Source organism: Winogradskya consettensis, from assembly GCF_018332715.1.
GTDB lineage: Bacteria > Actinomycetota > Actinomycetes > Mycobacteriales > Micromonosporaceae > Actinoplanes > Actinoplanes consettensis.
In genome coordinates this window covers 1-21,945 of sequence record NZ_BOQP01000069.1, presented here as the reverse complement: position 1 = coordinate 21,945, position 21,945 = coordinate 1, and the positions used below count along the sequence as shown (strand labels likewise).

Annotated in this window: 16 protein-coding genes; 7 read left to right on the top strand and 9 right to left on the bottom strand. The window is 69.7% G+C overall.

The genetic code is table 11. The annotated features are described in order from the left end of the window. Positions 1 to 127: 127 nt before the first annotated feature. From Aco04nite_RS46045 to Aco04nite_RS50345, 3 genes are read right to left on the bottom strand one after another with little or no spacing between them, the layout of a single operon-like run. A complete protein-coding gene (locus Aco04nite_RS46045; RefSeq protein WP_213003507.1) occupies positions 128 to 1,351 on the bottom strand; it encodes a hypothetical protein in 1,224 nt (407 codons plus the stop codon). A gap of 34 nt (positions 1,352 to 1,385) precedes the next feature. Beyond that, on the bottom strand, positions 1,386 to 3,095 hold the full coding sequence (locus Aco04nite_RS46040) for a GTPase family protein (RefSeq protein ID WP_213003506.1): 1,710 nt from the start codon (positions 3,093 to 3,095) through the stop codon (positions 1,386 to 1,388). Beyond that, a complete protein-coding gene (locus tag Aco04nite_RS50345) occupies positions 3,092 to 6,091 on the bottom strand; it encodes a GTPase family protein (protein WP_438875005.1) in 3,000 nt (999 codons plus the stop codon). Before Aco04nite_RS50345 ends, Aco04nite_RS46040 begins: the two co-directional genes overlap by 4 nt. A 469-nt stretch (positions 6,092 to 6,560) precedes the next feature. Between Aco04nite_RS50345 and dnaK the strand changes: the two genes are divergently transcribed. From dnaK to Aco04nite_RS46015, 4 genes are all read left to right on the top strand, one after another. Beyond that, positions 6,561 to 8,447: a molecular chaperone DnaK gene (dnaK, locus tag Aco04nite_RS46030; protein WP_213003505.1), complete on the top strand. Its 1,887-nt coding sequence runs from the start codon at positions 6,561 to 6,563 to the stop codon at positions 8,445 to 8,447. Further along, positions 8,444 to 9,088 (top strand): nucleotide exchange factor GrpE, encoded by a 645-nt coding sequence (gene grpE, locus Aco04nite_RS46025; RefSeq protein WP_213003504.1) that lies wholly within the window; start codon positions 8,444 to 8,446, stop codon positions 9,086 to 9,088. Before dnaK ends, grpE begins: the two co-directional genes overlap by 4 nt. A gap of 70 nt (positions 9,089 to 9,158) precedes the next feature. Beyond that, a complete protein-coding gene (gene dnaJ / locus Aco04nite_RS46020; RefSeq protein WP_213003503.1) occupies positions 9,159 to 10,355 on the top strand; it encodes a molecular chaperone DnaJ in 1,197 nt (398 codons plus the stop codon). 31 nt (positions 10,356 to 10,386) lie between these two features. After that, positions 10,387 to 10,827 carry a heat shock protein transcriptional repressor HspR gene (locus Aco04nite_RS46015; RefSeq protein WP_213003502.1) on the top strand — a complete coding sequence of 147 codons (441 nt, stop codon included), beginning with the start codon at positions 10,387 to 10,389 and terminating at the stop codon, positions 10,825 to 10,827. On the opposite strand, the gene Aco04nite_RS46010 is transcribed toward Aco04nite_RS46015, so the two are convergent. The 5 genes from Aco04nite_RS46010 to Aco04nite_RS45990 form a co-directional block, all read right to left on the bottom strand. Then, on the bottom strand, positions 10,824 to 11,888 hold the full coding sequence (locus Aco04nite_RS46010; protein ID WP_213003501.1) for a hypothetical protein: 1,065 nt from the start codon (positions 11,886 to 11,888) through the stop codon (positions 10,824 to 10,826). The genes Aco04nite_RS46015 and Aco04nite_RS46010 overlap by 4 nt on opposite strands. A 302-nt stretch (positions 11,889 to 12,190) precedes the next feature. After that, positions 12,191 to 12,637: a hypothetical protein gene (locus Aco04nite_RS46005; protein WP_203837186.1), complete on the bottom strand. Its 447-nt coding sequence runs from the start codon at positions 12,635 to 12,637 to the stop codon at positions 12,191 to 12,193. Between the two features lie 221 nt (positions 12,638 to 12,858). Beyond that, positions 12,859 to 14,064 (bottom strand): cation:proton antiporter, encoded by a 1,206-nt coding sequence (locus Aco04nite_RS46000; RefSeq protein ID WP_213003500.1) that lies wholly within the window; start codon positions 14,062 to 14,064, stop codon positions 12,859 to 12,861. 12 nt (positions 14,065 to 14,076) lie between these two features. After that, positions 14,077 to 14,574: a cation:proton antiporter regulatory subunit gene (locus Aco04nite_RS45995; protein WP_203837184.1), complete on the bottom strand. Its 498-nt coding sequence runs from the start codon at positions 14,572 to 14,574 to the stop codon at positions 14,077 to 14,079. Positions 14,575 to 14,583: 9 nt separating this feature from the next. Beyond that, positions 14,584 to 15,780 (bottom strand): sugar efflux transporter, encoded by a 1,197-nt coding sequence (locus tag Aco04nite_RS45990; protein WP_213003499.1) that lies wholly within the window; start codon positions 15,778 to 15,780, stop codon positions 14,584 to 14,586. 143 nt (positions 15,781 to 15,923) lie between these two features. Between Aco04nite_RS45990 and clpB the strand changes: the two genes are divergently transcribed. After that, the gene (gene clpB, locus Aco04nite_RS45985; RefSeq protein WP_213003498.1) at positions 15,924 to 18,515 is read left to right on the top strand and encodes an ATP-dependent chaperone ClpB; all 2,592 of its coding nucleotides are present in this window, start codon (positions 15,924 to 15,926) and stop codon (positions 18,513 to 18,515) included. A gap of 61 nt (positions 18,516 to 18,576) precedes the next feature. Here clpB and Aco04nite_RS45980 read toward each other — a convergent pair whose 3' ends face one another. Further along, the gene (locus tag Aco04nite_RS45980; protein WP_203837181.1) at positions 18,577 to 18,756 is read right to left on the bottom strand and encodes a hypothetical protein; all 180 of its coding nucleotides are present in this window, start codon (positions 18,754 to 18,756) and stop codon (positions 18,577 to 18,579) included. 349 nt (positions 18,757 to 19,105) lie between these two features. Here Aco04nite_RS45980 and Aco04nite_RS45975 point away from each other — a divergent pair, with 349 nt between their 5' ends. Next, the gene (locus Aco04nite_RS45975; RefSeq protein WP_213003497.1) at positions 19,106 to 19,984 is read left to right on the top strand and encodes a hypothetical protein; all 879 of its coding nucleotides are present in this window, start codon (positions 19,106 to 19,108) and stop codon (positions 19,982 to 19,984) included. Between the two features lie 92 nt (positions 19,985 to 20,076). After that, positions 20,077 to 21,663, top strand: a complete 1,587-nt coding sequence (locus tag Aco04nite_RS49885; protein ID WP_213003496.1) for a Yip1 family protein — start codon at positions 20,077 to 20,079, stop codon at positions 21,661 to 21,663. Positions 21,664 to 21,945 lie beyond the last annotated feature (282 nt).

The following is a 21,945-nucleotide window of genomic DNA, read 5'->3' as shown; positions in this document are numbered from 1 at the left end:
GCGGTCGACCAGATCGCGGCCGACCCAACCGCGGCCGACCAGATCGCGGCCGACCCAACCGCGGCCGACCAGATCGCGGCCGACCCAACCGCGGCCGACCAGACCGGGACCCCGTCGCGGATGCAGGTCAGTCGTCGGAGAGGCGGTGGCGGTTGGTTTCGATCCAGGCGTCGATGGCTTCCGGGTCGTTGGGGTCGACGCCCTCGGAGATGAGCTGGGCGACCGCGGCGGTGGCGGGACTTCGTTTCTCGCCCGTGGCGTAGAGCCGCGCGAACTCCGGGATCATCTCCTCGACCAGCGTGTCCGTCTGCGAGGAGGCGGCATCCGGAAGCCCCCGCTTCCGCATCGCATACGCAGACCAGGCCCGCGTGACCCGAGGCAGCATCGCGGCGTCGTCCATGTCGAGGACCGCGCGGCGGTGCACCCAGTCGAGCAGGAAGAGCCCAGCAACAGCCGGACTCCACCGCAGCGGATCCGGGTCGGGAAGGCTGGCGGCGTGATCCAGCAGCAGGCTCAGACAAAAATGCAGGGACGCGAGCTCGTCATCGGCCGAGATCTTCTCGAGCCCGAAGCGTGACGCCTCCGCCGAGGAGAGGAAGTCGCGCAGAAGCCGCTCGCGATCGGGCCCGCTGAGCTCCGGCGGCTCAACCAACGCGGGCACGACCGACTTGGGGAGCAGCCCGAGACGTGCGGTGGCCAGGGCGCGGTCGGTGGAGAGGTTGCCGTCCTGCGGGAGGTCGCTGAGGTCGTCGGTGATCTCGAGGTGGCGGCTGACTTCGCTGCGCAGGCGTGCGGGGTCTTCCTCGCGGAACCAGGTGAGCTCGTCGCCGGCGCACATTTCGCGGACCTGGCTGAGGATGCGTTCGGCGGGGCTGCCGACGAAGACGTCCTTGGTGATGCCGATGTTGTGGTCGACCAGGGCGACGATGGCGTGTTCGGGGCCGCCGTCCTCGAGATCGTCGTAGGCGAAGGTGACCAGGTAGGACGTTTGGTCTCCGTAGACATCGCCGTACGCGTAGCAGCCGGTGGGACGCACCCGGCCGAGCTGGTCGGCCCAGGCCGGGGTCAGCGAGCCGCGTTTCACCTCGCCGGCGCCGGTCGCTTCCGGGACGAGTGCCGCGAAGACTTCGCGGATGGTGGTCGCGGAGGCTGTGCGTCGCCTGATGGTCGCGCTGAGGAACTCGCCGACGAAGTCGCGCACCGCCTGGGCGCGGTCGGTCGTGGCGACCGAATACACGCTGCCCAGCAGGGCGGTGCCCAGCATTTCGGCGTCCAGGGCGCAGCCGAGCTTCGCCACGTCGCGGGCCGCGTGGAGGACCGCGTCGTACGGATTCTGAGGTGCTGCTGCCATGCCGCGAGCCTACCGGCAGAGCAGGCCGCAGGCTCTATTCCGAACGGACGACCGTGAGCGCTTCGCGTGCCTGGGCGTACGCGTTGAGCACCTCGCGCACCGGCGCGACCACATGCTCGCGCCCCACTTCGGTGACCGACTGGCGCAGCTTCTGCTCAGCTCTGCGCTGGGCGCGTCTGGCCCCGGCGTTGACGATCGGGCGCAGCAACAGTGCCAGCAGCAGGCCGACCAGCAGGCCTCCGAGCAGCAACAACGTCGGCAGTGGCACCGAGCCGACCATCGGGTAGTCGAGCTTGGGAAGGCCGAGCGCGCGGACGGCGTACCCGGCGAGAAGCCAGCCCAGACCGCCCACCGCGGCGATCGTCAGTAGCCATTGCAGTGTGCCGACAGCTGTCCACCAGAGCGGTTTGCGGTCCATGCCCAGATCGGTCTTCGCAACTGCGCGGTCGAGCGCGTCGGGCAGGTCGCCGAGCTTGGATCGGGCCGCCGCGTTGAGGGCGGGGGCCCAGATCTCGGGGATCGGTGCTGCTGCCCGGTCGGCGACCGCCCGCACGGAGAGACCGACCGCGGACTTCTGCGCGGCATCGGCTTCAGGCACGGAGGTACGTGGAACCGGCGCGAGAGATTCCTCGGTGGGGATACCGACGTCGTCCCACGAGGAGGACCCCGTCGACGGTCGGATGTGGAGTCGTTTGAGCGGGTCGGGCCGGAGTTTGCGCACACCGCGGACCAGCGGCCACCCGGTGTTGGCGAGCGCCCGGTGCCGGTAGGAGCCCGCGGTCGCCGCCGCCACAGCCGGCACTCCCGCGGAGTTGGCAAGGGCTTCGGTCAGCTGGCGTACGGTCGCCCGGTCGACCTCGTCCTCCGCGGCAGGCGGTCCGATCGTGGCCGCGAGCTGGTCGCCCACCGTGTCCACGTCACCCGAGAGGCGGCGCAGCGCGGCCTGCCGTTCGGCGACCGTCTTCTCCAGAGCCTCGCGGAGCTCGGTGAGCATGCCCGGCTGTTTCGCCGAGGTGGCCATCGCCGGCACGCCGCCGAGCCCGTCCTCGTCGAGCAGCCGCTTGAGGTCGGTGAGCACGAGGTCGGTGTCGGTGGGGTTCAGCCGATCGGCCTGGTTGAGCACCACGATCGTCACGTCGGCGTGCGACTTGAACTGCTTGAGGTACGCGTTGTGCAGGATGCGGTCGCCGTACTTCTGCGGGTCGACCACCCAGACCACCTGGTCGACGAGCCCGAGCAGGCGGTCCACCTCCATGCGGTGGCTCTGCTCGACGGAGTCGAAGTCGGGCAGGTCGAGCAGGACCAGCCCGCGCAGGGCGGCCTCGTCGTCGCCGTCGAGCGCGCTCTCCCGGATGAAACGCTGCCGGGGCAGCACCCCGACCCAGTCCAGCAGCCGGTTGGCGGGTTCGAGCGGGCCCCACACGACCGCGTGCGCCAGGCCGGTGGTCGGCCGCCGCACGCCGACCGGCGACAACTTGAGCCGCGCGAGCGCGTTGAACAGGCTGGACTTGCCGCTGCCCGTACTGCCCGCGAGCGCCACAACCGTGTGGTCCTGGGAGAGGGCGAGCCGGCCGCCCGCGCGCTCGACCAGCGTGTGCGCGGCGCCCAGGTCGTTGTCGGGCAGATAGGGGTCGGTGACCCGGAGGAACCGTTGCAGGGCCTCCAGCCGCTCGACCAGCTGCCGGGCATCCACCCGGTCATCGTTGGTCAGCGCACGCTTGACCCGGTCGACGATGCTGCTCATGACGCCGTCCCGGTCAACGCGAGTTCCTTCCTGGCACGCTCTACCTCGGCCGCGGCCTGCCGCAGCGTGGCTCCCGGCTCGATCTCGAGACCCACGGCGGCGGTGCGATCCGTGAACCGGGCCGCCTCCGCGTCGAGCAGCACGTTAACGCGTGTCAGAAGTTCCGCGCGAGCCCGGGCGGCAAGGCTGCGGATCATCTGGTCACCGAAGACCGCTTCGAGCACTTTCTGCGCCGCGACGGTGGTGCCCGCCCCGACCGCGACCTCGGCACCGGTCGGGATGAACGCCGTCGCCGTGAAGACCGTGATCATGACAGCCAGCCCGACACCGTTGACCGCGTAGGCGGCCCCTCGGGCCACGATCCGCTTGTCCCCGGCCTCCTTGCGCACCAGGTCCAAAACCCAGTGCTGCCAATCCCGGACCATGCGTTCGGCGCGCTGTGGCAGGTCGGTCGCCGGCTTCTGCAACGCGGGCTCCAGAAGATCCACACCCGCCGGGTATGCCTGCCACGACGCGTACGCCTGCTCGGTCGCATCCGAGACAACGCCCCGGACCAGCGTGATCATCTGCGACTCGAGCGCGTTCTGCAGATTGCGCCCGGGCGCGGGCCGGCCGGTGAACGCCGACACGAGCCGATCGCGCAGATGCCCGACCTTCGACTCCAGCGACTTGAAGAACTCCCCGGTCCCCACGAACTCCTGCCACCGCGCCAGCACCTCGCCACGCAGCAGCCGCCCGTCCCGCAGGCCGTCCTCGATGTTGCGCCGTCCCGTACGGAAAGCCGCATTGACCCGCTCATCCAGCGCCTTCGCGATCACCGACTGCTCATCAGCGGCCACCGCGAGTCCTTCAACCGCGGGCCCGAGCGCCCCGAGCGCCCCGTCGAGGGTCTGGCGAACCACGGCCGCCCGAGCACCGGAATCCGCCGCGAGCTGCGCGAACCAGTCATGCAGCTGCCGCGTGACATCCTCCGACAGCAGCCCCTGACCGTCCAGAGTGGTCTCGGGCAGCACGAACAGCGGCGCCGCACCCATGTGATGCTCGGTCAGCATCTCCGCCAGGTGCGTGGAGACCTCCACGGCAGCATCAGCAGGCGCGCGATCCAGCACCAGCGCGATCACAGTCCCGCGCAACCGCGCCGTCTTCAACAATTCCCACGGTACGGCGTCCGCGTACCGAGCAGCGGTAGTCACGAACAACCACAGGTCCGCCGCGGCCAGCAACTGCGCGGCCAACTGCCTGTTCCGATCGACTACCGAGTCGATGTCAGGAGCGTCGAGGAAAGCCAACCCCGGCCCGAGCGCCGGCGCGGACACCAGCTGCAAGGTATGCGGATCAGCACTCGACTCGACCGTGCGCGTCAGCCCCGGCAGCAGCTCCCCCTTGCGGAACCACGACGAGTCATTCGGGTGGCTCACCAGCACAGGAGAACGAGTAGTAGGACGCAGCACCCCAGCAGTGCTCACCGGAGCCCGCACCAGGCTGTTCACCAGCGTCGACTTCCCCGCCCCCGTCGACCCGCCCACCACCACGAGCAACGGGGCATCAAGCCGAGCCAGCCGTGGCAGAAGATAGTCGTCAAGCTGCGAAACCAGCGACGCCCCGACCTTCCGAGCCTCCTCAGCAGAGGGAACAGCCAGCGGATACGTGGTCCCGCCGATCGCCGCCCGCAGCCGAGAAAGAGCAGTCGCCAGATAACCGAGCGCAGCAGGCGGCTCAGCCGGAACCGCAGGCTGCGCAACACTCCTGGCAGCAGCCTTCACCGGCTCCTTCCGAGCAGACTTCCCCCGACCCGCTTTCCCCCGCTCCGGCGACGCCATCGTAGGCGCAGCCGCCGCACTCGGCACCACCTTGGGCAACGGCGCAAGGTCATCAAGCGTCGCCGGCCGCCGCTGCGTAGTCACGGTATTCCCCGCGCTGGGAGCACTGGGCGGAGGCCATTCCGGAACCCCCGCCGACCCCTCCGAAACAGCCTTCTCAGCCTCGCGAGCCCCGGCTCCCTCAGCCTTGACCTCGACGGTCCCAGGCTCGCCACCAACCCCAGGCTCCCCGGCCGTCCCAGACTCAGCGACGGTCCCAAGCTCAGCGGCGGTCCCAGACTCGGGGGCCGTTACAGGCTCGGCGACGGTCTCAGGCTCCGCGGCGGTTACAGGCTCGTCGGATTCAGACTCCGCCGCCTTGACCTCGGCAGTTTTCTCCGCCGGCGCGACTTCCGCCTCGGCCTTGGCCCTGAGTTCCTCGGCCCTGATTTCCTCTGCCTTGGTTTTCCCCGTCTTGGCTTCCTCAGCCTCAGGCCCCTTGGCTTTCGGTTCCTCTGCCTTGGTGCCCTCAGGCTCACTCGGCATGGTGCCTTCGGGCTCGACCCGCGCTATGACCTCGGGCTCAGCCGACGTGGCGACCTCTGGCTCTGCCCGCGCGGTGACCTTGAGCTCAGCCGGCGTGGAGACCTCTGGCTCAGCGCCTTCCGCAACGTTGGCCTCGGTCTTCGCGACGTCGGGCCCGGCGGCGACAGCAGCGGGCTTGGCCTCGGCGTGAGCTGCCGGCTTGGCCTCGGCCTCGGCTGCCGGCTCGGACGCCTTCTTGACCGCAGGCACCGGCTTCGGCGCGGGCTTGGCCTTGGGCGACGGCTTCGGCCGAGGCTTGGGCTCGGCGGCCTTCAGCTCTTCGGCCTCCGGCTCGGCGACCTTGCTTTCCTCAGCCTTGGGTTCCTCAGCCTTGATTTCCTTGGCCTTGGGCTCCCTGACCTGGGGTTCCCCAGGCTTTGCCTCGTCTACCCGGGACTCAGCCTTGAACTTGTCCGCCGGGGCGGAATCTGCCGGGACAGAACCCGGCCGAGCCGAATCTACCGAGGCGGAATCCGCGGAAGCTGAATCTGCAGGGGCAGAATCTGCCGGAATCGGTGCTGCCGGAGTCGGGTCTGCCGGGGTCGGGTCTGCCGGGGTGGGATCTGATGGGGCCACGTCTTGATCAGCCACGTCTGCCTGGGCGTCGGGCATCGGCGCCGGCGTCTCCGCGGGGAGCGGAGAGGGCGCTGCGATGCCGGGTTCCTCTGATTTGCCTGTCTCTGTCATTGAATTCGAGTCAGCTGGTGATGCGGTGGGGGACGCTTGGGGCGTACCTGAAGGCTTAGCAGGAGCGGCAGACCTGGCCGGGCCACCGTTGGTTTGGATCTTTCTCGTGGGTGTGTCGGTTACGGCAGGCGTGGCCGATGGTCCGACCGCGTCACCGTGTGTCGTCACGGGTAAAGCGTGCCCGATCGATGCATGACAGACAACAGCAACCCCACCGGTCGTGACCGGACAGGAACCTTCGGCAGGCAGGTTGCGCCGGGTCGGCTCAACTTCGACTTGCGGTCTGGTGATCCCGTGGCATCATTGAGTCCGGTCCACTCAACTTGTGGCGACAAGCTTTCGGTACGGGCTCTTGGGCCCGAGCTTAAAGAAACAGAGAAGCGAGGAAGCGAACATGGCACGAGCGGTCGGCATCGACCTCGGCACCACGAACTCCTGCGTCAGCGTTCTGGAAGGAGGCGAGCCCACCGTCATCGCCAACGCGGAGGGCTCTCGGACGACTCCGTCGCTGGTCGCCTTCGCCCGCAACGGCGAGGTGCTCGTCGGTGAGGTCGCCAAGCGTCAGGCGGTGACCAACCCTGACCGGACCATCCGTTCGGTCAAGCGTGAGGTGGGCACCAACTGGTCCATCGACATCGACGGTAAGAAGTACACCCCGCAGGAGATCTCCGCGCGGGTGCTCATGAAGCTCAAGCGTGACTCCGAGGCCTACCTCGGCGAGACGGTGACCGACGCGGTCATCACCGTGCCGGCCTACTTCAACGACGCGCAGCGCCAGGCCACCAAGGAGGCCGGTGAGATCGCGGGCTTCAACGTCCTGCGCATCGTCAACGAGCCCACCGCGGCCGCCCTGGCCTACGGGCTGGACAAGGGCACCAAGGAGCAGACCGTTCTGGTCTTCGACCTCGGTGGTGGCACGTTCGACGTCTCCCTGCTGGAGCTGGGCGAGGGCGTCATCGAGGTCAAGTCGACCTCCGGTGACAACCACCTCGGCGGCGACGACTGGGACCAGCGGGTCATCGACCACCTGGTCAAGACGTTCCGCGGCGAGCACGGCATCGACCTGGGCGCCGACAAGATGGCGCTGCAGCGGCTGCGCGAGGCCGCCGAGAAGGCGAAGATCGAGCTCTCGGCCGCCAGCACGACCAGCATCAACCTGCCCTACATCACGGCCGGCCCCGCGGGCCCGCTGCACCTCGACATGACCCTGAGCCGGGCCGAGTTCCAGCGGATGACGCAGGACCTGCTCGACCGCACCAAGGGCCCGTTCGAGCAGGCCATCAAGGACGCCGGCGTCAAGGTCTCCGACGTCGACCACGTGATCCTGGTCGGCGGCTCGACCCGGATGCCCGCCGTCACCGACCTCGTGAAGTCGATGACCGGCCGCGACCCGAACAAGGGCGTCAACCCGGACGAGGTCGTCGCCGTCGGCGCCGCCCTGCAGGCCGGTGTGCTCAAGGGTGAGGTCAAGGACGTCCTCCTGCTCGACGTGACCCCGCTGTCGCTGGGCATCGAGACCAAGGGCGGCATCTTCACCAAGCTGATCGAGCGCAACACCACGATCCCGACGAAGCGCTCCGAGGTCTTCACCACGGCTGACGACAACCAGCCGTCCGTGCTGATCCAGGTCTTCCAGGGTGAGCGCGAGATCGCTTCGTACAACAAGAAGCTCGGCACCTTCGAGCTGACCGGTCTCCCGCCGGCGCCGCGCAACGTGCCGCAGATCGAGGTCACGTTCGACATCGACGCCAACGGCCTCGTGAACGTGCACGCGAAGGACCTGGGCACCGGCAAGGAGCAGAAGATGACGATCACCGGCGGCTCCGCGCTGCCGAAGGACGACATCGAGCGCATGATGCGCGACGCTCAGGACCACGCGGACGACGACAAGAAGCGCAAGGAGGACGCGGAGACGCGCAACCTCGCCGAGCAGCTTCAGTGGCAGACCGAGAAGTTCCTCGCCGAGAGCGGCGACAAGCTTCCCGAGGAGTCGCGCAACCAGATCGGCGAGGCGCTGGGCGACCTGCGCGGCGCGCTGGGTGGCAGCGACATCGAGAAGATCAAGACCGCGCACGAGAAGCTGGCCTCGGTCTCCCAGGCCGCCGGCTCGCTGCTCTACTCGCAGCAGGGTGCCGAGGGCGCTCCGGGTCCCGACGGTGAGCCCGGCCCGGCCGGTGCCGCGGGTGGCGCGGGTGCTCCGAACGCAGGCCCGACCGGCCCGCAGGCCGGTGGCGCTGACGACGTGGTCGACGCCGAGATCGTCGAGGACGACAAGAAGTGAGCCGGGCGGACGACGAAAACGACGGTCAGGCGACCGAGCGCGTCGTCATCCGCGATCGCCGCAAGATCGATGTGAAGGGTAAGGACACCACGGTGACCAAGGAGGCCGACGAGGCCATCCAGCCCGAGGAGCCGACCGAGCTCAAGGGCGGTGCCCACCGCGCCGCCGAGGACCCGGAGGCCGGCGTGCCCGCGACTCCGGGCCTCGGCGCGGAGCTCGAGGCACTGCGTTCCGAGCTGGAGGATCGCACCCGCGACCTGCAGCGCGTGACCGCCGAGTATGCGAACTACCGCAAGCGGGTCGACCGTGACCGCAGTGCCGCGGCCGAGCTGACCACCGGCACCGTGCTCACCGCCCTGGTGCCGGTGCTCGACGACATCGACCGGGCGCGGGAGCATGGCGACCTGGTGGGTCCGTTCGCCAGCGTCGCCGAGGCGCTCGGCACGGTGGTCGGCAAGCTCGGTCTCGTCGCGTTCGGCGAGAAGGGTGACCCGTTCGACCCCACCCGGCACGAGGCGGTCGCCCACCTGACGTCGGCCGACGTCACGGAGTCGACCTGCGTCGAGGTCATGCGCCGCGGCTACAGCCTGGGCGAGCGACTGCTGCGTCCCGCGCTGGTCGCGGTCGCCGACCCCGAGTGACAACCACATGTCCCGCCCGCCGCACCGGCGGGCGGGACCTGTCACACCCGAGTGAGGAGGTGTGGGCTGAATGAGTCAGAAGGACTGGCTGGAGAAAGACTTCTATGCCGTTCTCGGGGTGGGTAAGTCCGCCTCCGCCGACGAGATCAAGAAGGCGTACCGGAAACTGGCCCGGGAGAACCACCCGGACCACAACCCCGGCAACGCGGAGGCCGAGGAGCGGTTCAAGGCCGCCTCCGAGGCGTACGACGTCCTCTCCGACGACCGCAAGCGCAAAGAGTACGACGAGATGCGCTCGCTGTTCGGCTCGGGCGCGTTCCGCCGCGGTGCTCGCGCGGGTGGCGGTTCCCAGTTCGACCCCTCCGACCTGTTCGGCGGGTTCAGCGGGGCCAACGCGGGTGCCGGCGCCGGTGGCGCGGGCGACCGCCGCTTCGGCGGGGCCGGCTTCTCCGACATATTCAGCTCGATCTTCTCGGGTGGCACGGGCGGTGCCGGGCCGCGGCGCGGGCCGCAGCGTGGCCGCGACGTCGAGGCCGAGGTGACCCTCGACTTCTCGCACGCGGTGCAGGGCACCACCCTGCCGTTGACGCTGCGCTCGCCGGGGGTCTGCGACACCTGCCACGGCAACGGTGCCAAGCCCGGCACCCAGCCGCGGACCTGTCCGCAGTGCCAGGGCTCCGGCCTGATCTCCCGTAACCAGGGGTCGTTCAGCTTCTCCGAGCCGTGCCGGGAGTGTCAGGGCGCGGGCACCATCGTGGAGGAGAAGTGCCCGGAGTGCCGGGGCACGGGCGGGGTCACCAAGAACCGCACGATCAACGTCCGCTTCCCCGCCGGTGTGGCCGACGGGCAGCGGATCCGGCTCAGCGGCCGTGGCGAGCCGGGTGACAAGGGCGGCCCGGCCGGCGACCTGTATGTGCAGGTCCGGGTGCGCGCCGACGACCTGTTCGGGCGCAACGGCGACGACATCACGCTGACCGTGCCGATCACCATCGCGGAGGCGGTGCTCGGCACCGACCTGCGGGTGCCCACTCTGGACAGCCCGGTGACCCTCAGGGTGCCGCCGGGCACCCCCAGCGGGCGCACCCTGCGGGCCCGGGGCAAGGGCGTGCAGCGCCGCGACGGCAAGGTCGGCGACCTGCTCGTCACCCTCGAGGTGCAGGTTCCGACTGAGATCACCGACGAGGCACGCGACGCACTGGAGCAATTCTCCAAGCTCACCCCCATTGCGGAGCGAGCAAAGCTTGACGCCCGGCTTCGCCGGGCATAAAAGAGAAATCAGTCCCTTCGGGAGGTGGCATATGTACGAAGAGATCAGCATCTCGATGGAGCAGGCCTCCGACGCGAAGGTACTGATCATCTCAGTCGCTGCGAAGCTGGCCGGGATGCATCCGCAGACCCTGCGCCAGTACGACCGGCTCGGCCTGGTGCAGCCCGGCCGGGCCGGCGGCGGCGGCCGCCGCTACAGCGTGCGCGACGTGGCGCTCCTGCGCGAGGTGCAGAAGCTCAGCCAGGAGGAAGGCGTCAACCTGGCGGGCATCAAACGGATCATCGGTCTCGAGCAGCTCGCCGGCGATCTCCAGGAACGCACCGCGGAGCTCCAGGCCCAGCTCGAGGCCGCTTATCAGCGGATCGCGGAGCTGGAGACCCTGGCGGCATACCCAGGCCGTGATCTCGTACGCCGTGAGCGCCCCTCCACCGCCCTGGTGGTCTGGCGTCCCCGCCGGCCGGGCGAGAACTAGCTCTTCGGCGCGATCGTGTCCGAGGGCGTGGGTGCCTTGCCGACGTTGTACTTCACGGACCGGCGGAAGGCGTAATCCAGCTCGGTGGCGGGCCAGCGCAGCCACTTCCGCTCATCGTCGGCGATCACCCGGCCGTCGGCGTGCCGCACCGTCGAGATCACCAGCCAGCGGTTGGTCACGTTCTTGACCCGCAGACTCGCCGGGTCTCCGGTGTCGTCCGCCAGGTCGTCCGCAGCGCCCTGGGCTCGCCACTCGTCGATGAACTGCACCACCTGGAAGTGCACGACGGCATCGCTGTCGGTGGTGGTGAAGTCGAACTCGAGCGCTCGCAGGCAGGTCCGGAACTCGTCCCGACAGCCGTCGAAGTCGAGGTCGGTCGCCGATTCCCAGGTGAGAACGTCGTCCCCGACGCGCACCTGCTGCTCCGGGAAGAGGTGGGTCGTCGTCAGCTCGTTGCCGTCGACGTCGGCGACCGAGCCCACGGCGATGCCGCTGACCAGGACCGTGATGAAGGCGACGAATCCCAGAACGGCGTCAGCGCGTTCCGATATCTGGAGCAGGGTCAGGCCCCGGCCGACGCCGATCAGGATCACTGCGGCCACCGCGGTCCAAGCACCCCAGAACATGCCGTCCGCGAAATGTACGCCGTTGGGCGCGTCGATCGTGGCCGTGAAATCGGGTCCGCCGGGGCTGGAGAAGAACGGAACCGCGGCCAGGACAAGCAGAAACCCGCCCGCGAGCCAGCAGACCCGGGTCAGCGCCGACCAGTGGCGCAGCCCCAGCCAGAGGGTGATCGCGTAACCGAGCAGAATTATCGGGAGCAGCCAGCCCACGAACGCCATCGCGCCGGGTCCGCAACCGGTGACCGTGCAGGTCGCGCGGGCCGTACCGTTGCGGAATCCCTCGTCGAAGTCCGACCCACGGATCAGGACGGCCAGGGCGGCGAAGGCCAGAACCGCCACGAGGCCGAGACCGAGCCCGACGCCGGCCCGCACCGACAACGCGACCCCGAAGTGCCGACCAGGCTCCGGCGGCGCAACCGGCCCCGGGTCGACAGGCAACCGCGGGTCGGCAGCAAAGCGAGGGTCGGCAGCAAAGCGGGGGTCAGCAGCGACGCCAGGGTCAGCAGCAAAGCTGGGCGCGGCAGCAAAGCTGGGCGCGGCAGCAGAGCGTGGACCGGCAGCAGAGCCGGGCGCGACAGAAGGCCGCAAGGTGACAGGCGGCGGCTGGGCTGCAGCCGGCGGCTGGGCGCTGCGGTTGCGTCGGTTGCGGCGTTCCCTGCGTGACGACATCGCCTAGCAGGATAGTGACCGTGATCAAAGACTGAAGGGCCGCGGCTAGGCCACGACCCTTCGCAAAGTGCCTATTTGCGCCCGAAGAGCGCCAATCGCCGCGGATAGCGGGTGAGGCCACCCTCGATCCAGTCCTGGTAGTCGAAGAGCTCCGGCCGGGTCATCAGCACCCGGCAGTTGTGCGCCCAGATGGCCATCGGCTCGTCACCGACCTCCTCGGCGCGCTCCACGTACTTCTTCAGCCTGCGCTTACGCTGCGACGACGCGTTCGGTCGTACGCCGTCCGCCGCGTAGATGTACATGCAGTGCAGAGCGAAACGGCGGGCCGGGCACTGCCGGTCCATCGCGAGCTCGAAGAGCGTAGGGGCCAGCACATCGCCTGAGATCAGCAGATCCCAGTCGTGTGGCATGGCGTCGACGGGTACGGCTTCCGGGTGGTACGCCCACGCTTGCAATTCGTCCGGCCGTGGGTCGACCGGGTTGGTGAACCCGAAGAACGCCGACTCTTGCACGGTCACGATGCCGCCTTGTCCTGCTTGATCATTATCCGCCGTCCTCCCCGGCAGTGGGCCCCGCGCCTGCTCCCGAAGCCCCTCATCTCCGAGTGCGTCGCTGGCGGCCCTGATAACGCGATGTGTGCGGCGACACGTTAGCGCGTTACGAACACCTGATGGAAGTGACCCACGCTCACTTTCGGATACTGATCAGTAGCTCCTAGCTGCCGGAATGCGCCCTGAGGTCAGTCAACGGCAGCGATCGGGTCGGGTGTGGGGCGCGGGGTGTTGGCCCGGCGGAGCAGTTTCTTGAACCAGGCGTAGTCGGGCAAGCGGGCGAGCATCGGGCCGCTGACCACGGTGATCAGGACGTACGCGGTGGCGAGCGGCGCCAGCTCGGGTTCGACGCCGGACGCGACGGCCAGCCCCGCGATGACGATGGAGAATTCTCCGCGGGGCATCAGGGCGAGCCCAGCGCGTACCTGTCCCGGAAGGGCGATCCCACCGCGCCGGGCCGCCAGCACGCCGGTCAGCACCTTGGTCGCCATGGTCAGGATCGCCAGTCCGAAGGCCGGCAGCAGCACCGGAGGCATCGCGGCAGGGTCGGTGGAGAGGCCGAAGAACACGAAGAAGACCGCGGCGAAGAGATCCCGCAGCGGTGACAGCTGCACCACGGCGGTGTGCGCGACCTGGCCGGACAGCGCGATGCCCACCAGGAACGCCCCGACGGCGGCCGACACGTTGAGCTCGGCGGCGACGCCGGCCACGAACAGGGTCAGGCCGAGCACGCTGAGCAGCAGGGCCTCGGCGTCCTTGACCGACATGAACCGGGAGATGGCGTGCCCGTAGCGGATCGCCACCACGAGGACCGCGATCACGGTGATCACCGCGACGGCCAGCGCTTTTGCTCCGCCGACGAGCCCGGCGCCGGCCAGCACGGCGGTGACCAGTGGCAGGTAGAACGCCATCGCCAGGTCCTCGATGACCAGCACCGACAGGATCACCGGGGTCTCGCGGTTACCGAGCCGGCCCAGGTCGCCGAGCACCTTGGCGATCACGCCGGACGACGAGACCCAGGTGATGCCGGCGAGGACCAGCGCGGCGTCCCAGCCCCAGCCCAGCAGGAACGCGAACCCGGCCCCGGGTAGCGCGTTGAGCAGGGCATCGATCAGCCCCGCGGGCGCGGCGGAGCGCAGGTTGCCGACCAGCTCGGTCGCCGAATACTCCAGGCCGAGCATGACCAGCAGCAGGATGACACCGATCTCGGCGCCGACCTCGATGAACTCCTCGCTCGCCGAGAGCGGGATGAAGCCGCCGTGGCCGAACGCCAGCCCGGCGAGCAGGTAGAGCGGGATCGGGGAGAGGCCGATGCGCCGGCCGATGCGGCCGAGCATGCCCAGCGCGAACAGGAGCGCGCCGACCTCGATGAGCAGGATCGTCGTGCTGTGCACCCGTAGTTACCCTCAGTCGTCGTCGTTGCCGGCGAAGATGGCGCTCACGCCGTCCAGACCCTGGCGGGTCCCGACGGCCACCACCACGTCGTTCGCCTCGAAGACGAAGGACGGGCCGGGGGAGGCGATCACCTCGCGGTCGCGCAGCACGGCGACGATGGAGGCGCTGGTGCGGGTGCGGGCCCTGGTGTCGCCCAGCTGGCGGCCGACGAAGTGCGAGCCCGCGGGGAGCTGGATCTGCTCGGTGAGCAGGCCGGCGGCCTGCTGGCGCAGCCCGGAGAGCTGCCCGAGCATCAGTGACGCGCCGAGGACGTCGGCCAGGGCCTCCGCCTCGTCGTCGGTCAACGGTATCGAGGCCAGGCAGGCGTCGGGGTCATCCACGTCATAAAGGACCAGGTCGCGACGGCCGTTGCGGTGCGAGACCACGCCGACCGTACGCCCGGACGACGTCACCAGGTCGTGACGGACACCGATACCAGGGAGTGGAGTCTGCTCTACCCGTACGCGCACACCCCCACGTTAACGTGCGCGGCGTACCAGGAGGAGCACCACCAGCCCCGCAAAGCAGAGGAAAGCGCAGAGTACGTACGCCAACCGGTAGCCGAACTGCTGGGAAATCCCCAGTAACGGCCCGGCGAGCATGGCGCCGAGCGGGAACGAGTTGCTGAACAGCGTCGTCGCCCGGCCGGGGTGCCGGGGCAGCATCTCCTGCATGTACGAGATTCCCAGCCCGGAGATGGCCGAGATGAACACCGCGTTGAGGAGCTGACCGCCGAAGAGGGTCGCGATGTTGGTCGAGACGGCGATCAGGGCGTAGTACGCCACCCCGGACAGCGCCCCCGCGAACAGCAGGCGCCCCAGGCGTACCCGGGTGGAGAGCGCTCCCAGAGCGAGCATGAGCGGGATTTCCAGGGCGGCGCACAGCCCCAGAACCAGGCCCGCGGTGTTGACCCGGCCGTGCAGCTCGTCGGTGATGAAGAACGGCATCGCCTGTACGGACAGCGTCAGCGGTGCCTGCATGAGCGTGAACGCGCCGGCCGTCAGCAACAGCACCCACCTGGGCGTTTCGAGCTCGTCGAGCGGCACCGGATCGCCGGCTGACCGTTGCGGGACCGCGGGCGCGGGCACCTCGTCGAGCCAGAAGAGGCCGATCAGGGCGGCGATGCCGTACATCAGCGCCGCGGTGGCGTAGATCCAGGTGAAGCCGCCGGCTCCGAGGATCACCGCGGCGAGGGCGGGGCCCGCCACCCAGGCCAGTGAGAAGACGGTACGCAGTCCGCTGATCCCGAGCGCGACTTTGTCCGGAGCGTCGCGTTCGAGCACCTGGCGGGCGTACGCGAAGGATTGTGGGAAGAGGGAGCCGGCCACGGCGACTGCGGTGACCGAGAGCCCCAGCAGGATCCAGTAATCCCGGACGACGGCCGTGAGACCGGTGCCGATGAGCCCTGCCGTCCCACCCGCGATCAGCAGGAGGCGCCGGATGGGCCGCCGGTCGGAGAAGCGCCCGATCACGGTCGAGCCGAGCACGGAGGCGACGGGTGAGGCGACCAGGAAGGCGGCCACCATGACGGGGCTCGCATCGACCTCGGTGCTCAGGAAGAGCGACAGGAACGGGCCGACCAGGGCCGTCGAGATGCCGACGGAGAGAAACAGCAGGCCGAGGGGGATGAGGGCACGAGCGAGCCGCGGCGTGCGCCGCGTTGTCTCCTGGGCCATTACCCGCACGTTACGGCGCGCCTCGGAAGTTGCCCATCGTGTTTTTCCTCGCTTGGGGTCGCCGATCCAGAGTTGAGTGGAATAGGCTCAAGTCTCGGAGTGCTTCATCTGAAGGATCTGCCGTCTCCGAAGCAGGGGAGCTCATGAACGCCGAACGCCTGACCACCAAGAGCCGCGACGTCATCACCGGTGCGGTTGCCGACGCCAATCAGCGTGGGCACGCGACCGTTGAGCCCTGGCATCTGCTGCTCTCGTTGCTCGACACCGGCGGTTCCACCGCGTCGGCGCTGCTGCGCGCGGTCGGTGCCAACCCGGCTGACGTGCGCCGCGCCGCCGTGCGCGCCGTCGAGCAGCAGCCGTCCGCCCGTGGTTCCAGCACCGCCGACCCGAGCCTGTCCCGCGAGTTCGTCAACGCCATCGGCGAGGCCGAGCTGCTCGCGAAGCCGCTCGGCGACGAGTACATCTCCACCGAGCACCTGCTGGCCGGCCTGGCCCGCGTCGGCGGCGCGGTCGCCAAGGTGCTGCGCGACGCCGGCGCCACCGAGGAGACCCTGGTCGCGGCGTTCCCGACCGTGCGGGGCGGAGACCGGCGAGTGACCAGCCAGGACCCCGAGCAGACCTACAAGGCCCTCGAGAAGTACGGCGTCGACCTCACCTCGCTGGCCCGCGACGGCAAGATCGACCCGGTTATCGGGCGCGATGCGGAGATCCGCCGGGTGATTCAGGTGCTGTCACGGCGTACCAAGAACAACCCGGTCCTGATCGGTGAGCCCGGCGTCGGCAAGACCGCGATCGTCGAGGGCCTCGCGCAGCGCATCGTGGCCGGTGACGTCCCCGAGTCCCTGCGCGACAAGAAGCTCGTCTCGCTCGACCTCGGCGCGATGGTGGCCGGCGCGCAGTACCGCGGCCAGTTCGAGGAGCGGCTCAAGAGCGTCCTGGAGGAGATCCGCAACTCCAACGGCCAGGTCGTCACGTTCCTCGACGAGTTGCACACCATCGTCGGCGCCGGCAAGGGCGAGGGCTCGATGGACGCCGGCAACATGCTCAAGCCCATGCTGGCCCGCGGCGAGCTCCGCATGGTCGGCGCGACCACGCTCGACGAATACCGCGAGCACATCGAGAAGGACCCCGCCCTCGAGCGCCGCTTCCAGCCGGTCGTCGTCGGCGAGCCCACGGTCGAGGACACGATCGGCATCCTGCGCGGGCTCAAGGGCCGCTACGAGGCCCACCACCGGGTCCAGATCACCGACGCCGCCCTGGTCGCGGCGGCGGCGCTCTCCGACCGCTACATCAGCGACCGGTTCCTGCCGGACAAGGCCATCGACCTGATCGACGAGGCCGCCTCCCGGTTGCGCATGGAGATCGACTCCAGCCCGGTCGAGCTCGACCAGCTCCAGCGGCAGGTCGACCGGATGCGCATCGAGAAGCTGGCCCTCGAGAAGGAGACCGACCCCGCGTCGATCGCCCGCCTCGAGCGCATCGAGCGCGACCTCGCCGATCGCGAGGAGGAGCTGACCGCCCTCAACGCGCGATGGGAGCGCGAGCGCGGCGGCCTCAACCGGGTCGGTGAGCTGAAGAAGAAGCTCGACGAGACCAAGGCCGAGCTCGAGCGCGCGCAGCGCGACGCGGAATGGGAGAAGGCTTCCCGCCTGCAGTACCAGGAGATCCCGGCGCTCGAAGCCGAGATCGAGACGGCAGCCGCGGCGGAGGACGACGAGCACACCGAGCCGCCGATGGTGAAGGAAGAGGTCGGCGGGGACGACATCGCCGAGGTCATCGCGTCCTGGACCGGCATCCCGGCCGGCCGGATGATGGAGGGCGAGACCGCCAAGCTGCTCCGCATGGAGGAGTCGCTGCAGGCCAAGGTCGTCGGTCAGGCCCAGGCCGTGACGGCGGTCTCCGGAGCCGTGCGGCGTGCGCGCGCCGGCGTCGCCGACCCCGATCGGCCCACCGGCAGCTTCCTCTTCCTCGGTCCCACCGGCGTCGGCAAGACCGAGCTGGCCAAGGCGCTCGCGGGCTTCCTCTTCGACGACGAGCGCGCGATGGTCCGCATCGACATGAGTGAGTACGGCGAGAAGCACTCCGTCGCCCGTCTCGTCGGCGCCCCGCCCGGATACGTCGGCTACGAGGAGGGCGGCCAGCTCACCGAGGCCGTGCGACGCCGCCCCTACAGCGTGGTGCTGCTCGACGAGGTCGAGAAGGCCCACCCCGACGTCTTCGACGTGCTGCTGCAGGTCCTCGACGACGGCCGGCTCACCGACGGCCAGGGCCGCACGGTCGACTTCCGCAACGCCATCCTGGTGCTCACCTCGAACCTGGGCTCGTCGATCATCTCCGACTTCACCCTCAGCGAGGACGAGCGGCGCGAGGAGGTCATGGCGACCGTCCGCGGCCACTTCAAGCCGGAATTCCTCAACCGCCTCGACGACATCGTGGTGTTCCAGTCGCTGACCGCGGGTGACCTCTCCGCGATCGTCGACATCCAGCTCCAGCGGCTGCGCGACCGCCTCGCCGACCGCCGCCTCCGCCTCGACGTCACCGAGCCCGCCGTGCAGTGGCTGGGCGAGCACGGCTACGACCCGATCTACGGCGCCCGCCCGCTGCGCCGCCTCGTGCAGTCGGCGATCGGTGACTCGCTCGCCAAGGCGCTGCTGGCCGGCGAGATCGTCGACGGCGACACCGTCGTGGTCGAGATCAACGAGGGCAAGGACGGGCTGCGGGTGTCACGCGGCTGATTTTCAGTACGCAGAACGGGGCCCCGGATTTTCCCGGAGCCCCGTTCAGCGTTGCTGCCTCTTAGCTGGCCTTCGCCTCCCGTTGCCGGTAGGCGTGGGTCATGAGGATGTCCGTGAAGGCATACTCGCCGTCCTCGGACCAGATCCTGATCCCGCCGCGGTGCAGCTGATAACGCACGTCGGTGTATCTGGTTCTCGTGTCGTCATGGTGAACGACGGTCAGGGTGTCTGCGTGTTGCATGGGACTCACCGGTCCTTAAAAGGTCAGGGGCGGCTGCGGCGTAGTCACGCGGCCTGCGCAATCGGGACGGGCCCCGGATCCGGTCTGCCTCGGCCCCGGCGATCAGTGAGCGGGGGCGGCGACTCGGACGGGCACAGGGCGACGCCGAGGGAGTCACTTGCCTGCGGCGCGCCACGGACTGGAGTCTATGGGGCGGGATCGACTCCTGTCGCCCCCTGATCGAGCGATGTATTTCATCCGAAGACGCCTTATTTAGTGATTCAAAATCACATGTCGTGACAGAACGGTCGGGCATCGTACGGTCTGGCGGCCGCGGGATACCGTGAGCGCACCTAGGAGGGGAGCCCCGATGCAACCGGCAGCGCCGGCACCGACAGCACGCCCGACGGTGGTCACCGTCTCGTCCTACCTGCTCTACGTCACCGCGGCCGGATCCCTGATCGGCGCAGTCCTCGCCCTCAGCGTCGTCTCCCGCATCTCCGACGTCTACAACGACCTCTACGCGTCAACGCCGGAAGGCTCAGCGGGTGCCACGGCAGCCGTCGCCATCGAAGTGGTCAGCGTGGCGATCAGCATCCTCATCGCCGCCGGCCTGGTCATCCTCGCGATCTTCAACAACCGGGGCCGCCGCGGCTCCCGCATCACCACCTGGGTGATCGGCGGCATCTACCTCTGCTGCAACGGCTTCAGCCTGGCCGCCACCTCGGTCGCCGGCAGCCTCGACCTCGAAGCCGACACCACCTCCGGCCCCACCCAGCAACAGGTCAAGGACAGCCTCGAGGCCGCACTCCCCTCCTGGTACACCCCGGCGACCATGACGCTGGCGGTGGTGGCGATCGTGGCACTGCTCGGCGCGGTCATCCTGCTGATGCTCCCGGCGGCCAACGCCTACTTCCGCAAGCCGCAGCCGGCCTGGGACCCGTCGCTGCCCTACCCGCCCTACCCCGGCCAGCCCGGCTACGGCCAGCCCGGCTCTGTCCCACCGCCCGGCTCTGTCCCACCACCTGGCTACGGCCCGCCGCCCGCCTCCGGCCCGCCGCCCGGTTATGGGCAGCCGCCCGCCTCCGGTGGCCACCCGCACACCGGAAGCCTCCCGGCGACCGACCCGTGGGGACAGCCACCCGCATCGCCCCCACCCTCGTCGGACCCGCCGTCTTCAGGCCCGTCCTCCGCACCCCCGTCATCGCCACCCGGGGAACACCGGCCGCCCACCGATCCGGCCCTGTAAAGAACGCCTCCGTCACGCGCCGCCGGGTAAGTCCGGCGGCGCGTTGCGCGTCCAGGTAGGTTCGTCCGCAACGGATCACCCGGGAGACGTCAATGTCGTACGCAGTCCAGCCCCCCGCCGCAGCCGCCCCCGCGCCTGCCCCGGAGGCAGCACCCCGGCCCACAACGGTCGGCCTCGCCACCCTGCTGCTCATCGTGATGGCGGTGGCGGGACTCGCGTACGCGGTCGCCGCCCTGGTGATCGCGCCCGGCACGGTGGACCGCTTCCAGACCACGTCAGGCGGCGGCACCGACACCGACAACTACGTCATGGTCATCTGGATCGGCGCCACGGTCGGAGCAATCCTCGCGGTCCTGCTCTTCGCGCTCTACGTCGCCCTCGCGATAGGCCTGCGCAAGGGCAGCAACCCCACCCGCATCGCCACCCTCGTGATCTGCGGCCTGGGCCTCCTGGCCGGCTGCGCCTCCACCACCACGGTCGGCATCCAGCGAAACGGCGACTCCACCCCCGGCACCCTGGGCGCACTCCTCACCGACGCCTACCCCGGCGCCTGGATCCCCTTGAACCTGAGCCTCTCCATCGCCCAGATCCTCGCCTACGCCCTCCTCGCCACCCTCATCCTCCTGTCCCCCCGAGCATTCTTCGGCCGCGCCCCCAAACCCACCCAGCCAGACCCCTTCGCAACCCCAGGCACCCAGCCTGCGTACGGCAACCCCGGCTTCCCCCAGCCCGGCTACGGCCAGCCCGCCTACGGCCAGCCTGCGTACGGACAGCCCGGCTACGGCGCCACCCAGCCCGGCTACGGCCAGCCCGGGGCCACCCAGCCCGGCTACGGCCAGCCCGGGTCGCCTCAGCCCGGCTACGGCCAGCTTGAGTACGGTCAGCCCGGCGCCACCCAGCCCGGATATGCGCAGCCCGGGTATGCACAGCCTGGATACGGCCAGCCCGGCGCGACTCAACCCGGTTACGCCCAGCCCACCGGCTACGAGCCACCCCCGGGGTACGACCAGCAGGCCCACGACCAGCAGGCCCACGACCAGCAGGCATACGGCCAGCCGACGTACGGCGCGCCGTACCCATCGCCGTCACCCGCACCCACCCAGGCCGCCACTCCCGCGGAGCAAAGCCCCTGGGCAGCACCCCAGCCGACGCCCCCCTCTGCCCCAGAACCTCCCTCGGCCCGAACAGAGCCCCCGGCACCCTCCACCGCCCCGCCCGCACCGACAACGCCGCAGCCGCAGCCGCAGCCGCAGTTCATTGCCCCGCAGCCGGCCGACGGGGTTGTCCCGCAGTCGCAGCCCCCGACCTCCCCTGGCGAATCCGGCCCGCAGCCGCCGAACTCGACCGGCACGGCCGGCCCGCAACCGCCGAACTCGACCAACACGGCCGGCCCGCGACCGCCGGCCTCAGCCGTCGCGGAACCATCCACCTCGCCGACCTCGACCGAGCACACCGGCTCCGAACCGGCTTCTCAGGCCGAGCCGCCCACGGAGTTCGTCACCGAACACCCGGAGCCCCGAGTCGCCGCGATTCACGAGACCTCCATCCACGACGCCTCGATCAATGAGACCTCGATCAACCCGGGCCACGAAACGCCGGCTGACGAGACATCAACCGACAAACCCAAACCGCCCACAGCCCCCCTCGCCAACCCGGAACCGCCCGCCCCCACGGCGTAACTCGCCGAGTCATGCGTCCCCCAAGAGGACCGTTCTGAGCGGCGCAATGCGAGTCCGCCCGTCTCGAGCCGGGCACGGGTAATCGCCTGTCTCCGAGCTGGTAGGGGCTAGAGCCGAGTCTGGGCCGGCACGGGGCCCCAGCCGTGTCTTAGCTGGCGCGGGGCCTCCAGCCGTGTCTGAGCCTGACCACAGGGCCCCGCAGTCTGTCTCTGAGCGGATCCACGGAGCAGTCACCCGTCTCTGTGCAGGCACGGGAGCAGTCACTCGTCTCTGAGCAGGCAC

Coding starts and splice junctions, on each gene's coding strand:
- Aco04nite_RS46045 (WP_213003507.1), bottom strand. CDS start 1,351: ATGGCAGCAGCACCTCAGAATCCGTACGACGCGGTCCTCCACGCGGCC.
- Aco04nite_RS46040 (WP_213003506.1), bottom strand. CDS start 3,095: ATGAGCAGCATCGTCGACCGGGTCAAGCGTGCGCTGACCAACGATGAC.
- Aco04nite_RS50345 (WP_438875005.1), bottom strand. CDS start 6,091: ATGCCCGACGCCCAGGCAGACGTGGCTGATCAAGACGTGGCCCCATCA.
- dnaK (WP_213003505.1), top strand. CDS start 6,561: ATGGCACGAGCGGTCGGCATCGACCTCGGCACCACGAACTCCTGCGTC.
- dnaJ (WP_213003503.1), top strand. CDS start 9,159: ATGAGTCAGAAGGACTGGCTGGAGAAAGACTTCTATGCCGTTCTCGGG.
- Aco04nite_RS46015 (WP_213003502.1), top strand. CDS start 10,387: ATGTACGAAGAGATCAGCATCTCGATGGAGCAGGCCTCCGACGCGAAG.
- Aco04nite_RS45990 (WP_213003499.1), bottom strand. CDS start 15,780: ATGGCCCAGGAGACAACGCGGCGCACGCCGCGGCTCGCTCGTGCCCTC.
- clpB (WP_213003498.1), top strand. CDS start 15,924: ATGAACGCCGAACGCCTGACCACCAAGAGCCGCGACGTCATCACCGGT.
- Aco04nite_RS45980 (WP_203837181.1), bottom strand. CDS start 18,756: ATGCAACACGCAGACACCCTGACCGTCGTTCACCATGACGACACGAGA.
- Aco04nite_RS45975 (WP_213003497.1), top strand. CDS start 19,106: ATGCAACCGGCAGCGCCGGCACCGACAGCACGCCCGACGGTGGTCACC.
- Aco04nite_RS49885 (WP_213003496.1), top strand. CDS start 20,077: ATGTCGTACGCAGTCCAGCCCCCCGCCGCAGCCGCCCCCGCGCCTGCC.